General features: G+C 70.6%; 11 protein-coding genes. 3 read left to right on the top strand and 8 right to left on the bottom strand.

Annotated elements, in window-relative coordinates; all coding sequences use genetic code 11:
- Nucleotides 1-5: 5 nt before the first annotated feature.
- The 3 genes from BLQ63_RS13260 to BLQ63_RS13270 all read right to left on the bottom strand — a co-directional run bounded on the left by BLQ63_RS13260 (nt 6) and on the right by BLQ63_RS13270 (nt 4,912).
- Nucleotides 6-2,531 (bottom strand): ATP-binding protein, encoded by a 2,526-nt coding sequence (locus BLQ63_RS13260; RefSeq protein WP_091035206.1) that lies wholly within the window; start codon nt 2,529-2,531, stop codon nt 6-8.
- Between the two features lie 135 nt (nt 2,532-2,666).
- Nucleotides 2,667-3,953, bottom strand: coding sequence for an MFS transporter (locus BLQ63_RS13265; protein WP_177154924.1), 1,287 nt, complete (start codon nt 3,951-3,953; stop codon nt 2,667-2,669).
- A 164-nt stretch (nt 3,954-4,117) separates the two neighbouring features.
- Nucleotides 4,118-4,912 carry a hypothetical protein gene (locus tag BLQ63_RS13270; protein WP_091035215.1) on the bottom strand — a complete coding sequence of 265 codons (795 nt, stop codon included), beginning with the start codon at nt 4,910-4,912 and terminating at the stop codon, nt 4,118-4,120.
- A 194-nt stretch (nt 4,913-5,106) separates the two neighbouring features.
- Here BLQ63_RS13270 and BLQ63_RS13275 point away from each other — a divergent pair, with 194 nt between their 5' ends.
- Nucleotides 5,107-5,994: a hypothetical protein gene (locus BLQ63_RS13275; RefSeq protein WP_091035218.1), complete on the top strand. Its 888-nt coding sequence runs from the start codon at nt 5,107-5,109 to the stop codon at nt 5,992-5,994.
- Here the strand turns inward: BLQ63_RS13275 and BLQ63_RS13280 are convergent.
- From BLQ63_RS13280 to BLQ63_RS13290, 3 genes are all read right to left on the bottom strand, one after another.
- Nucleotides 5,939-6,682, bottom strand: a complete 744-nt coding sequence (locus BLQ63_RS13280) for an NADPH-dependent F420 reductase (protein ID WP_091035221.1) — start codon at nt 6,680-6,682, stop codon at nt 5,939-5,941. The two genes, BLQ63_RS13275 and BLQ63_RS13280, sit on opposite strands and share 56 nt — an antisense overlap.
- The gene (locus tag BLQ63_RS13285) at nt 6,679-7,731 is read right to left on the bottom strand and encodes an LLM class flavin-dependent oxidoreductase (protein ID WP_091035225.1); all 1,053 of its coding nucleotides are present in this window, start codon (nt 7,729-7,731) and stop codon (nt 6,679-6,681) included. Before BLQ63_RS13285 ends, BLQ63_RS13280 begins: the two co-directional genes overlap by 4 nt.
- Nucleotides 7,732-7,856: 125 nt before the next feature.
- On the bottom strand, nt 7,857-8,324 hold the full coding sequence (locus tag BLQ63_RS13290; protein WP_218125243.1) for a carboxymuconolactone decarboxylase family protein: 468 nt from the start codon (nt 8,322-8,324) through the stop codon (nt 7,857-7,859).
- Nucleotides 8,325-8,438: 114 nt separating this feature from the next.
- On the opposite strand from BLQ63_RS13290, the gene BLQ63_RS13295 reads away from it, so the two are divergent.
- The gene (locus tag BLQ63_RS13295; RefSeq protein WP_091035959.1) at nt 8,439-9,761 is read left to right on the top strand and encodes a bifunctional pirin family protein/GNAT family N-acetyltransferase; all 1,323 of its coding nucleotides are present in this window, start codon (nt 8,439-8,441) and stop codon (nt 9,759-9,761) included.
- A 46-nt stretch (nt 9,762-9,807) separates the two neighbouring features.
- Nucleotides 9,808-10,290 (top strand): MarR family winged helix-turn-helix transcriptional regulator, encoded by a 483-nt coding sequence (locus BLQ63_RS13300; RefSeq protein ID WP_091035228.1) that lies wholly within the window; start codon nt 9,808-9,810, stop codon nt 10,288-10,290.
- A 50-nt stretch (nt 10,291-10,340) separates the two neighbouring features.
- Here BLQ63_RS13300 and BLQ63_RS13305 read toward each other — a convergent pair whose 3' ends face one another.
- Entirely contained in the window at nt 10,341-11,906 is a 1,566-nt protein-coding gene (locus BLQ63_RS13305; RefSeq protein ID WP_091035232.1) for an MDR family MFS transporter, read from the bottom strand.
- The gene (locus tag BLQ63_RS13310; RefSeq protein WP_091035236.1) at nt 11,903-12,484 is read right to left on the bottom strand and encodes a TetR/AcrR family transcriptional regulator; all 582 of its coding nucleotides are present in this window, start codon (nt 12,482-12,484) and stop codon (nt 11,903-11,905) included. Before BLQ63_RS13310 ends, BLQ63_RS13305 begins: the two co-directional genes overlap by 4 nt.
- Between the last annotated feature and the right edge of the window lie 43 nt (nt 12,485-12,527).

Consider the following 12,527-nt stretch of genomic DNA (forward strand, 5'->3'; position numbering starts at 1 on the left):
CACCTTCAATCCGATGGTGCTTCGCGGGGCAGCTCATCGATGAGCGCGCGGATGCATTCGGCATCGGAGTGTTGGAGTTCCTCGAGGATGGTCAGTGCTTGACGCCAAGCCTCGAGTGCGGCGCCATGGGCTCCGAGGGAAGCATGGAGGTCTCCCAGGTGGGAGAGCGTGTCGGCTTCGTTGTATCGGTCGCCTAGGGCCTGGTGGAGTTCGCGGGCTCGCTGATAGTGGAAGAGCGCTTGGTCCCGGTCGCCACGCCGATGGTGGATGTAGCCGAGGCTGTCGGTGGCGGCGGCCTCTCCGTTGCGGTAGTCGAGTTCGAGACAGAGTTCGAGCGCTCGTTCGCAGTACTCGAGCGCCTCGTCGAGCTCGCCGAGCAGGGCGTGGTACCAGCCGATCGCGTTGAGTGCCTGCGCTTCACCCCTGTGGTTACCCGCGGCCCGATACAAGGGCAGGGCTTCTCGGGAGTGGCCGAGCGCATCGTTGAACTGCCCTTGCACGTTCGCGAGGTGCCCCAGGCTGTGGCGCGTAGATGCCTGCCCTACGAGATCACCTGCTCTGGCTGACAGTTCAAGAGCGCGCATCAGATGCGAACGACTCTCTGGAAGGTGTCCGAGACGGGTATGGGTCCGGGCGAGTGTCCGGTACGAGTATGCCTGCGCCGCTGGCTCACCGAGCCGCTCGGCCGCAGCCAGGCCGCCGCGTTGGACGGCGATCTCATCCAGCCAATGGCCCTGCGATACCAGGAATGGCGACAGGGTCCGGGCTGTATGCCAGATATAGACGTCGCAGTCTTCGGGGGCCTGGGCTGCGACGGCCGCCATCGCGGGATGCTCGGTTTCGAACCAGGTCATTGCGGCTTCGTGATCAGGAAGGGCTTCTGGATCGACGCTCGGAGCGGGTGCGCCGAGTGGAATCGCTCCTTCGGTGATCCCCGGATCCACCAGGAAGGCGGCGGTCTGCGCAGTGTGGACGTAATGGGCGAGCATGCGCTGCTTGGCTTCTCTGCGCTCGGTCTCGGCGTCGAGACGTGCGGTCAGCGCTGCGGCGTGGTCGCGCAGGAGATCGTGGAAGGTGTACCGTCCCGGTCGGTGCTCGGACACCAGGTTCGCCTGCACCAGGTCGGCCATCAGCGACCGAACCAGGTCGGCCGGCTCGGCGAGGAGGCTCGCGGCAACCTTCAGCGTCCAGTCGGGGCCGGGGTGGAGCCCAAGGAACCGGTAGGCGCGGCGGGCATCAGGAGACAGGTGTCGGTATGAGTGGTCCAGGACCGCGCTCACGGCAGTGGTGGGGTCGGTCGGGCCGACGGCGAGTGCGTCCAACCGACGGCCGTGGAGGGAATCGGCGTATTCGCGGATCGAGACGCCCGTCGCGTGGGCGTGGGTCAGGTAGTTGGCCGCCGCGATCTGCAACGCCAGCGGCAGGTGTCCGCAGGCGTCCGCGAGGGCGTCGAGGTCCTCGTCCGAGGTCGACTTGACGACCAGGGCGCCCAGCAGTTTGCGCAGCAGCGACGCCGCTTCGCGGGCGGAGAGCACGTCGAGCCGCACATGCGCGACGGGGCCGTGGGTGACCCCGAGGCCCTGGAGGCGGTTGCGGCTGGTGACGACCGCCAGGCATCCGGGATCGCCGGGCAGGAGCGGGCGCACCTGCGGTTCGGCGTGCGCGTTGTCGAGCACGATCAGGAGCCGCCGTCCCGCCAGGGCCTCCTGGTAGAAGGCGGCGAGCGCGTCGGTGTCGGCAGGCATCTGCCTCGCGTCGATGCCAAACTGCTGCAACAGTTTCCTGAGCGCCGTGTCGACGGTCAGGGGCGGTGCCTCGGCGTACCCGTTCAAGTTGATGTAGAGGGAGCCGTCGGTGAAGGTGGCGCGCACCGGCTGCGTCCGCGCCCAGTGGACCGCCAGCGCGGTCTTTCCGGCCCCGCCCATGCCGGTGAGCGCGGATATGACCACGGCGGTGCCGCGCGCGTGCTGGGTCAGGAGCCGGTCGAGTCGCCGGTGCTCGTCGCCGCGGCCGGTGAAGGTCCGGTTCCCGGCGGGCAGGGCGCGGGCGGGCCAGTCGGCGGCCGGCTCGGCGGCGAGCCGGAGCGAGGCGCCGGTGAGCCGCCGCCGGACTTCGTCGAGTCGCACGCGCCGACGCAGGTCCAGGCCGAGCGCCGGATGGCTCAAGACCATGTCGAACCGGTCGGGCTCCTCGCCGGTCGGCGGTGGCGGTAGGTGCTCGCCTCGGAGCCAGTTGTAGACCGTCGAGGTGCTGACCGACTCGGTGTCCTCGGCGATCTCGCGCACCGACCGGCCGGAGTCGACGATGCGGGCCCGCAGCCACGCCCCGAGCTTCGCGGGGGTGTCCAGGTGCGCGAACTCGCCGGCTTCGACCGGCGTCGGGCGTCCCGCGGCGGACAGCCACCCGCGCACGGTCTCGGTGCTGACGGCCAGCTCTCCCGCGACGTCGCCGGCGGTGAGCCGGTGCCGTTCCATGTGGGCGGCGAGCCATGCCGCGAGCCGTGCGGCGGTGTCCGCGTCGCCGGGATTCATACGACCTCGATTCCGGTCCACATTGGCCTACGTCGGCGATTTCGGCGGCGTGCTCCCTCGGGAGGCGCGAGCCCGTTCCGCCATGACGTCGAACGCGGGCCCGTCGGGCCCCGCTCGCGCACGGTCCCGCGCATGTCATTCCCTCTCTTCAATGATCGTTGCTCGACCGGCGGACGCCGCGGCGAGGTCCGCCGCCGGGTCCGACGGCGCGGGTCCGTCGGGGGCGCGGCCGATGCGTGCGTGGAGGCCGACCGCGACCGCGGCGACCGAGCCGATCGCGCCGCTGGCGGCGATCGCGGTCGCGGGCGTGAGGACCTCGGCGAGCAGCCCGGCGGCGGCCATGCCGAGCCCCTGGGCGGTCTGGAGGCCCGCGGCCGCGAAGCCGATCGCTCTGGCGCGCATGCCGTCCGGGACGCGTTCGGTGAACGCGACCTGTGCCAGGACCATGTACGACCCGAACAGCCCCGAGATCGTCCACAGTGCCACGGTGACCGGCAGGCTCGGGCTCGCGAGGGTCGCCACCAGCGGGACTCCGGTGGCGGCGGCGAGGGGAACGGTGAGGCGGCGGCGCGGGGTCGGGCCGAGCCGGGCGAGGAGGATCATGCCGACCGCCGAGCCGGCGACGTCGGCGGCCATGAGCCATCCGACGGCGGCCTGCCCGGCGCCGATCTGCGCGGCGTACGGCGCGGCGAGCGCTTCGGGGACGACGAAGCAGCCGAACAGCCAGGTGAGGGACGCCAGCCCGAGCAGGCGCCGGTCGGCGGTGACGTAGCGGATGCCGGCGAGCGCGAAGCCGCCGCGGGTGGCGGACCGTCCCGTCGTCCCGGCGTCCGGCAGGTGCGGGCGCAAACCGAGGCGCAGGAGCAGCGCCGACAGCGCGAAGGTCACGGTGTTGACGGCCAGGGCCAGGTGGGGGTTGCCGGTGGCGGCGACGAGTGCGCCGCCGAGTGTGAAGCCGAGGATCTGCGCGATGCCGTCGGATGAGGACATGACGCCTTGGCCGACAGGGAAGAGCGGTCCGGGCAGGACCCGCGGGGTGGTGGCGGTGCGGGCGGCCGAGAACAGCGGTTGCGGGCAGGTGACGATCAGGACCAGGACCGCCAGGACCGGCAGCGGGATCGCGGGGATGATCATGAGCGCGCTGACCGCCGCCCGGAAGAGCTCGGTGGCGGCCATGACGGTGCGGCGCGAGTACCGGTCGGCGAGTCCGGCCAGGAGCGGCGCGGTGATGAGGGGCGGCAGCAGGGTCATCGCGTAGACCAGGGCGGTGATCGCGGCCGAGTCGGTGCGGTCGAACACCAGCAGCGCCAGTGCGACGCGGGCGAACTGGTCGCCGATGCGGGACTGGACCTGGGCGAGCCACAGGACGCGGAACTCGCCGATGGCGAGCACGTCACGGAATCTCGCCGTCCGCTCGGTCATGGGCCTCCCTCGGTCCGCCGCGAATGGATGCGCGACGTCCGCCATTGCACCCTCCGAATCCTGGAGAGGGAAGGGCTCGTTGCAATCCGTTGGACAGGAGGCGTTGAGGCGGGCATGCCTCACTTGCCGTGGAGGCGCCCCGATGCCATCGGGGCGACCCGTCCCTAGATCGGGATGGTGGCGCCCACGGAGCACAATGCCGCGCGCAGCACGTCTCTGGTGTCGTCGGTGAGCGACTGGATGAAGCGGCCCTCGGTGATCGCGAGCCGGAGTCCGTCGTACAGCTCGAGTTCACCGGTCACCGGAACGGATCTGGTGATCCGGGCGTCGACGACCTGCTCGTACCGGACCAGCCAGTTGCGGCCCACGATCTCGTGCGGCGCAGTGGTCTGCACCAGCGCGGCCAATCGCCGCCGACCGTGCTCGAACCCGCCCGGGTCGGCGATGAACACCAGCCCGATGTCGAGGATGACCAGGTCGTAGTCGATGCCGTTGACCTTGACGTTGGACATCGCGTCCAGGATCACCGCGTCCTCGGCCCAGGTCCGCGCCGCCTCGGCGGCGGCCGCGTCGGGCATCGGGCCGGTGTTGCGCAAGTCGCCCAACAGGTCCTGGAGCAGCTTGCCGTCGTCCTTGCCGAGCGAGGTGGACGTCCAGCGTTCGGCGATCTCCAGCTGCTCCCCGCCGGCCAGGTCGATCGCGACCTTGAACGGGGTGCCCGCTTTGAGGATGCGGGCGTGGGTGAAGTCGGTGAAGCCGACGAACCGGTTGCGCCGGAGCAGTTCCCGTACCGGCGTCGCCTCCAGCACCTGACGCAGCCGCTTCGGGTCTGAATGGGAGTGGTCCGCCAGCAGCAGCAGGCCGGCCTCGTAGACCACCACGTCGTTTCGGACGCCGTTCACCTTGACATCGGTGAACCCGCCGAGCACCTGCCCGAGTTCCGGCTCATCTTGCGACACAAGGCGAACGTACCACTCGTCAACCGCGGAGAAATGCCCCCGTATCGTATTTTGGATCGGTGCGCACCTAAAGGCCGCGGATTCGGAGGAAACGCATGGCAGGGTTTTTCGGGCGAAAGAACCATGAACCGACCAATATTCCGACATACGATCCGACCTTGGGCGATCCGGCTGCCGCCAGATTGATGTCCGATATGGAGCGACGCGACTGGCGGGCGGTCCACAACTTCCTGAGCGTCATCCAGGACCCCGACCATCTCCAGTACTACCTCAACTTCTGCACCAAGCAGAACGGCGTGCAGGCCTGGATCGACGACTGGATCGAGGCGGAGCCGCATTCGTTTCTGCCGTTCCTGGTCGGCGGCGCGCACGCGGTCAAATGGGCCTGGCTCGGCCGCGGCATCGCACTGGCCAAGGACACGCTTCCCGCCCAGTTCAAGATCTTCGAGCGCCGGCTTCGCAGAGCGCACGCGCTGCTGACCGAGGCGATCGCCCGCAACCCCGACGACCCCACGGCCTGGGCGGCACTGATCCCCTGTGGCATGGGCATGAGCCTGGGCCTCGAAGAGGCCACGCGCAGATTCCAAGAGGCCGCGGCCCGCCACCGCTGGCATCTCGTCGCCCACCAGCACCTGCACAACCAGTTCCTAAGGAAATGGGGCGGCTCGCACGAGTTGGCCCTCAGCTTCGCCGAGGACGCCGCCGCCAACGCCCCCGCGTCCAGCGGCCTGGCCACCCTGGTGGTCACCTCGCATCTGGAGCAATGGGTCGACCTCGGGTCAGGAGTGGGCCACGCAGGCCACGAGCACCTGAACAGTCCCGCGACGCTCGCCGGCCTGCACGCCGCCGCCGACAGATCGGTGCGCCACCCCCACTATCGGCGCCGACTCGGCTGGCAGCACGACCACAACATTTTCGCATTGGCGTTCTGGGTGACCGACCAGTGGAACGCGTCCGGGGAGATGTTCGACCAGCTCGGCGACCAGGTCACCGAGACGCCCTGGAACTACTACGCAGGAGAGCCCGTCAAGCGGTTCGCCTGGGCCCGGGACGAGGTGAGCCGGAACCGAACCGGGTCTTAGCCTGCGGCGACCGATGCGCCTTTCCGGAATCGAACACCGGGGCGGTGGTGCCGGCCGCCTCGCCGAGCAGTCCGCGAAGCCGTTCGGCCACGACGTTGGCGCCGAACACCGGGGTGCCCGGTTCCATGCGGGCGCCCGCGGCGAGAGGCCCTGCGGGGACGGGGTCGAAACCGAGGGCGTCGACCAATACCGCGGCCGCCGCGACGTCGGTCTCGTCGCCGGCGATCGCGATCGCCTTGCGGCCCACCGCACCGGCGGGCCGAGCCTCGGCTTCGAGGTCGTGGTAGCCCATATGGTTGAAGGCCTTCACCACGTGCTTCGCGCCCAGGAACGCCTGCACGGCCTCGCTGGAGGTCGTGCCCGGGTCGAGGACGCGCTCGCGGGCGCCGTCGACCTCCCACCAGTGGTTCATGGCGTCGACGACCAGCGCGTCGCGCAGCCCCTCCGCGGGGATCGTCCGGAACTTGCCCAGGGGCAGCGCGAGGATCACGATGTCGGCCTCGCCGGCCGCCTCGGCCGGGGCCACCGCGACGGCCCCGGGCGTGAGGACCTCGACGGTGAGCGCGATCTTCGCCGGGTCCCCCGAGCCCGCGATGAGGACGCGGTACCCGGCCGCGACCGCCAGGCGGGCGAGGACGGTGCCGACCTTGCCGGCGCCGAGGATGCCGACCGTCTGCGGGCGGGTCATCGTGCGCCGCCGTCCTTGTCGGCGAGCATGTCGCGGACCATCGGGATGACCTCGGTGCCGTAGAGCTCGACGGCCCGGAGGCGGGCGCTCGCGGACATGGCGCCGCCAGCGGAGTAGATCATGTCGAAGCGGCCGACGTCGAGGGCGCGGACGGCGGCGGCGATCTTCCGGGCCACCGTCTCGGGCGATCCGATGTAGAGCGAGCCGTGCGCCACCTCGCCGTCGAACTCCTCGCGGCGCAGCGGCTGCCAGCCGCGGAGCGCGCCGATGCGGTCGCGCACGACCTTGTAGCCCGGGTAGAACAGCTCCTTGGCCTCCTCGTCGGTGTCGGCGACGAGGCCGGGGGAGTGGAGGCCGACCGGGTACGCGGTGGTGCCGAGCTGGTCGGTGGCGCGCCGGTAGAGGTCGACGTAGGGTGCGAAACGCTCGGCCGGGCCGCCGATGACGGCGAGCATGAGCCGGAACCCGTACTTGGCGGTGCGCACGACCGACTGCGGGCTGCCGCCGACGCCGACCCAGGTGGGCAGGCGCCCGGATTCGGTCTTGGGGAAGACGTCCTGGTCGATCAGCGTCGGGGTGTGGGTGCCCTTCCAGGTCACGGGCTTCTCGTCGAGGAGCTTGTGGAAGAGGTCGATCTTCTCCTCGAAGAGGGCGTCGTAGTCGGCCATGTCGTAGCCGAACAGCGGGAACGACTCGGTGAAGGAGCCGCGGCCGAGGATGATCTCGGCGCGCCCGTTCGAGAGCGCGTCGACGGTCGCGAAGCGCTGGAACACCCGGACCGGGTCGTCGGAGCTGAGCACGGTCACACCGGAGGAGAGCCGGATGCGGGAGGTCCGCGTCGCGATGCCCGCCAGGACGGTCTCGGGGGAGGAGATGGCGAATTCGGGGCGGTGGTGCTCGCCGAGGGCGACCACGTCGATGCCGATCTCGTCGGCGAGGACCGCCTCGTCGACGGTGGCGCGGATGGCCTCGGCGAACGAGGTGATCTCGCCTTTGTCGTCCCGGGGCAGGTCGCCGAAGCTGTCGATGCCGAACTCGATGCCGTTCACGGTGCGCTCTCCTCGATCGCCCGGCGCGGGGGCCGGGAGCTGATGGACATGTCGATCGTAGGCCAAGATAGATGATGCATCAACTATATGGGCCGCGGCTGCGACGAGCGCCACCGCTCGCCCGCTCAGTCCGGCTGCACCGGGTGCCTGCTCATGATCGAGACCCGGTTGAACGCGTTGATGGCGATCGCCGCCCAGACGACCGCGGCGATCTGGTCCTCGGTCAGCGCCTCGCGCGCGGCCTCGTACGCCGCGTCCTGCGCGCTCGCGTTCGCGGGCTCGGTGGTCGCCTCGGCCAGCGCGAGCGCGGCCCGCTCGGCGGGGGAGAACAGCCCGGTGTCGCGCCAGGCCGCCAGGACTCCCAGCCGGCGCGTCGACTCGCCCGCCTTCAGCGCCGCCTTCGTGTGCAGGTCGAGGCAGTAGGCGCAGCGGTTCATCTGCGAGACGCGCAGGTTGACCAGCTCGACGAGGATCCGGTCGAGCCCGGCCGCGGCCGCGGCGTCGCGCACCGCGCGGGAGGTCTCCCGCATCGCCGCGAACACCTCGGGCGTCTGCCGGTCGATGAAGATCCTCGCGGGTCCGTCGCTGCTCACGTCTGCCTCCTTCGCATCGCCGTCGGCGGAACCGGTCGGCGTCCATGGTCGTCGGGGTTATGCTTGTGCGAATATAGATGATGTGACAACTAGTTCGGATTGCAGGTGGTCCAGGTGAGCAATGCGGAAGCGGTTCCGGAAGCGGTGCGGTGCGGTTCCTCGGACGGCGGCGCGGCCGGGGTGCAGGTGCTCTCGGCGCGTGAAGTCCCCCTCGGCGGCCCGCGGGCCCTGCTGGTGCGGCGCACCCTGCCGCAGCGGGCCCGGACCCTCATCGGCGCCTGGTGCTTCGCCGACCACTACGGCCCGGTCCGCGTGCCGGCCGTCGGCGGCATGGACATGCCCCCGCATCCGCACACCGGCCTCCAGACCGTCAGCTGGCTCTTCAGCGGCGAGATCGAGCACCGCGACAGCCTCGGCAGCCACGCGTTCATCCGCCCCGGCGAGATGAACCTGATGACCGGCGGCAGCGGCATCGCCCACTCCGAGGTCTCCACCTCCGGCACCGAAGTCCTGCACGGCGTCCAGCTGTGGCTCGCGCTGCCCGAGGCCGACCGCGGCGCCGGCCGCGACTTCCAGCACTACGTGCCCGAGCCGGTGCGCCTCGACGGGGCCGAGATCCGGGTCTTCCTCGGCTCGCTCGCCGGGTCCACCGCGCCGGTCCGCACGTTCACGCCGCTGCTGGGCGCCCAGATCGACCTTGAGCCGCACGCCGCCGTCACGCTCGCCGTCGACCCGGGCTTCGAGCACGGCCTGCTCGTCGACGCCGGCAGCGTCCGCTTGGAGGACACGGTGATCCGCCCGGCCGAGCTCGGCTACGCGGCCACGGGTGCGAACGCCCTGACGCTGACGAACGACTCGGACGCCCCGGCGCGGACGATCCTGCTCGGCGGGACGCCGTTCGAGGAGGAGATCGTCATGTGGTGGAACTTCATCGCGCGCAGCCACGACGAGATCGTGCGAGCCCGCGAGGACTGGGAGGCCGCCTCCGACCGCTTCGGCACCGTCGAGGGCTACGCCGGGCGCCGGCTCCCCGCGCCGCCGCTGCCCAACGCGGTCATCATGCCGCGGCGCAACCCGCCGGCCCGCGAGCGGGCCGAGGACCCGGGCGAGCCGGTCGTGCGGCGAGTGGACGCCGAACGCCTCTACGAGATCGCGGTCGACGGCGCGCGCGCCGGGCTGACCGCCTACCGCGACCGCGGCGACCAGCGGATCTTCTACCACACCGAGGTGGACAAGGCCTTCGCCCGCAAGGGCTTGGCGTCCACACTGGTCGAGCGGGCGCTGCTCGACGCGCGTGCGGCCGGGAAGCGCATCGTGCCGGTCTGCCCGTACGTCGCTCGGTTCGTCAAGAAGCACCCCGAGTTCGACGACGCCGTCGACAAGGCCTCGCCGCAGGTCCTCCAATGGCTGGGGGCCGAACTCGGTCGGCAAGGCTGAACGGTCTGGTTAGATGATATGTCAACTAAAGGGTAGTATCGACGGCATGAACGACACCGAGCCGAGCGCTGTTCCCTGGCTGAGCGCCGACGAGCAGCGCGCTTGGCGCGCCTTCGTGCGCGTCCACCTGAAGCTCTCGGCCCGCATGGCCGCCGACCTCCAGTCGCACTCGGGCCTGTCCAGCGCCGACTTCGAGGTCCTCGTCGCGGTCACCGACGTCTCCGAGGGCCGCGTGCGCTTCCAGGACCTCGCCAAGGACCTCGACTGGGAGCAGAGCCGCCTGTCCCATCAGATCCGCCGCATGATCAAACGCGACCTGGTCGCCCGCGAGGAGTGCGAAGAGGACGGGCGCGGCGCCTATGTCGCGATCTCCGAGCACGGCCGCGCCGTCATCGAGGCCGCCGCTCCCAGGCACGTCCGCGTCGTCCGCCGCCTCGTCCTCGACGGCCTGACCGCCGAGGAGTTCGCCGAACTCGGCCGCCTCTCCGCGAAGCTCTCGGACCAGATCGACCGCGTCGAAACGGCCTGAGCCCCATCCGGAACCGCGACCTGCGGCTCGTCCGGGAGCCCAGACCGCGGTCATGCCGTGGCGGCCTCGAGCGGCTGCTCGTCCGCCGCGGCGCCCCGGTGCTCGTCGTCCTCGCGGAGCTTGCGGCCCGGCAGGAACAGCGCCAATGCGGTGCCGACCAGTACCACCGGGACGAGCCCGAGGAAGATCGGCAGCAGCGAGTCGGCGTACGCGTCGATCACCTGGTCGCGCAATGCCTCCGGGAGCGAGCGGACGATCGCGGGCGTGATCGACTCGGCCCCGGCGCCGCCGAAGTCAGTGCCGATGCCGCCGAGCGCGTCGGTGAGCCGGTTCGTGAAGATCGCCCCGACCACCGCGACGCCGACCGTGGCGCCGATCTCGCGGAAGAAGTTGTTCGAGGAGGTCGCGGTGCCGACCTCCTCCTGCGGGAAGGCGTTCTGCACCGCCAGCACCAGGTTCTGCATGACCAGGCCCATGCCGGCGCCCAGCACCCCGATGTACAGGCACAGCAGCCACACCGGCGTCGACGGGTCCAATGTCGAAAGTAGCCAGACGCCGATCGGCATGACGACCATCCCGGCGATCACGAAACCCTTGTAGCGCCCGAGCCTGGAGACCAGCGAACCGGAGGTCACGGCGGTGAGCATCATGCCGACGACCATGGGGATCAGCAGCAGGCCCGACTCGGTCGCCGAGTAGCCGTAGACCATCTGGAGGTAGGTCGGCATGTAGCTGATCACGGCGAACATGCCCAGGCCGATGGCGATCATGCCGATGAGCGTGGCGATGCTGAACACCGGGTTGCGCAGCATCCGCAACGGGATGAGCGGCTCGGCGACGCGGCTCTCGACCACGCAGAACAGGGCCGCGGCCGCGATCGTGACCGCCCCCAGCCACAGGATGGTCGGCGAGGTCCAGTCGTATTCGGTGCCGCCCCAGGTGCACAGCAGGATCAGGCAGGTGACCGCCACGGCCATGAGCGCGGTCCCGAGGTAGTCGAACCTGACCTTGACCCGCTTGCGCGGCAGCTTGATCGCCGCGGCGCTGATGACCAGTGCGGCGATCCCCAGGGGCAGGTTGATCCAGAAGGCCCAGCGCCAGTCGTGGTTGTCGGTGATCCATCCGCCCAGCAGCGGGCCCGCGACGGCGGCGAGGCCGAACACGGCGCCCATGGGGCCCATGAACTTCGCCCTCTGGCGCACCGGGACGAGGTCGGCGATGATCGCCTGCGAGACGATCATGAGCCCGCCGCCGCCGAGGCCCTGGAGGGCGCGGTAGGCGATGAGCTGGGGCATGTCCTGCGCGAATCCGGCCAGGCCCGAGCCGGCGACGAAGACCGCGAGCGCGATCAGGAAGAGCTGGCGGCGTCCGATGAGGTCGCCGAGCTTGCCGTAGACGGGCATGCCGATGGTGGCCGCGAGGATGTACGCGGTGGTCACCCAGGCCATGTGGCTGAGGCCGTCGAGCTCGCCGACGATGGTCGGCAGCGCGGTGGAGACGATGGTCTGGTCCAAGGCGCTGAGCAGCATCGTCACCATCAGCGCGGCATAGATCCACCCGAAGTGCGAGGGGAGGCGGGACCCCGAGCGCTCGGCCCGGGAATCGATGGCGGTCATGGCTTGCGGACTCCTAGCGCGGGAAGCAGGACGACGTCGATGAAGCGGACGAGGTAGGCCTCGTCGGGGAACGACCCGGTGTGGATGCGGTGCACCACGGTCGAGGCGAAGAGGAGTTCCGGGACGAACTCGCGGGCGGGGGCGTCGGACGCGATCTCCCCGCGGGCGGCGGCGCGGTCGAGCACCGCGTCCACGGCCCGGCGCATCGGCTCGGCGAGCACTTCCCGCTGCGCCCGGTCCAGTTCCTCGTCGGAGCGGGCGGCGTTGGCGAGGCCGCTCATCAACTCGTGGTCCTCGGGGGTCGAGTCGACCACGGCGCGCACCCCGGCGAGCAGGTCGCCGCGCAGGCTCCCGGTGTCGACGGCCTCCAGCGGCGCGGGCCGGCGGTGCCGGATGGCCTCGACCACGAGCCGCGGCTTCCCGTCCCAGCGCCGGTAGAGGGTCGCGGTACTGGTCCGCGCCTCGGCGGCGATCTGCTGCATGGTGACCTTCTCGTACCCGTGCTCGCGAACCAGCCGTTCGACCGCCGCGAAGATCTCGGCCTCGCGCTCAGGACCCAGGCGTGAACGTCGTTCCATCGGCCGCTTCTCTCAACTAAACGAAAACGCTTCGTTTCGATAA

It is taken from the genome of Glycomyces harbinensis (assembly GCF_900101745.1).
Taxonomy (GTDB): Bacteria; Actinomycetota; Actinomycetes; order Mycobacteriales; family Micromonosporaceae; genus Glycomyces; species Glycomyces harbinensis.

Coding starts and splice junctions, on each gene's coding strand:
- BLQ63_RS13265 (WP_177154924.1), bottom strand. CDS start 3,953: ATGACCGAGCGGACGGCGAGATTCCGTGACGTGCTCGCCATCGGCGAG.
- BLQ63_RS13280 (WP_091035221.1), bottom strand. CDS start 6,682: ATGACCCGCCCGCAGACGGTCGGCATCCTCGGCGCCGGCAAGGTCGGC.
- BLQ63_RS13310 (WP_091035236.1), bottom strand. CDS start 12,484: ATGGAACGACGTTCACGCCTGGGTCCTGAGCGCGAGGCCGAGATCTTC.
- BLQ63_RS13300 (WP_091035228.1), top strand. CDS start 9,808: ATGAACGACACCGAGCCGAGCGCTGTTCCCTGGCTGAGCGCCGACGAG.
- BLQ63_RS13275 (WP_091035218.1), top strand. CDS start 5,107: ATGGAGCGACGCGACTGGCGGGCGGTCCACAACTTCCTGAGCGTCATC.
- BLQ63_RS13260 (WP_091035206.1), bottom strand. CDS start 2,531: ATGAATCCCGGCGACGCGGACACCGCCGCACGGCTCGCGGCATGGCTC.
- BLQ63_RS13305 (WP_091035232.1), bottom strand. CDS start 11,906: ATGACCGCCATCGATTCCCGGGCCGAGCGCTCGGGGTCCCGCCTCCCC.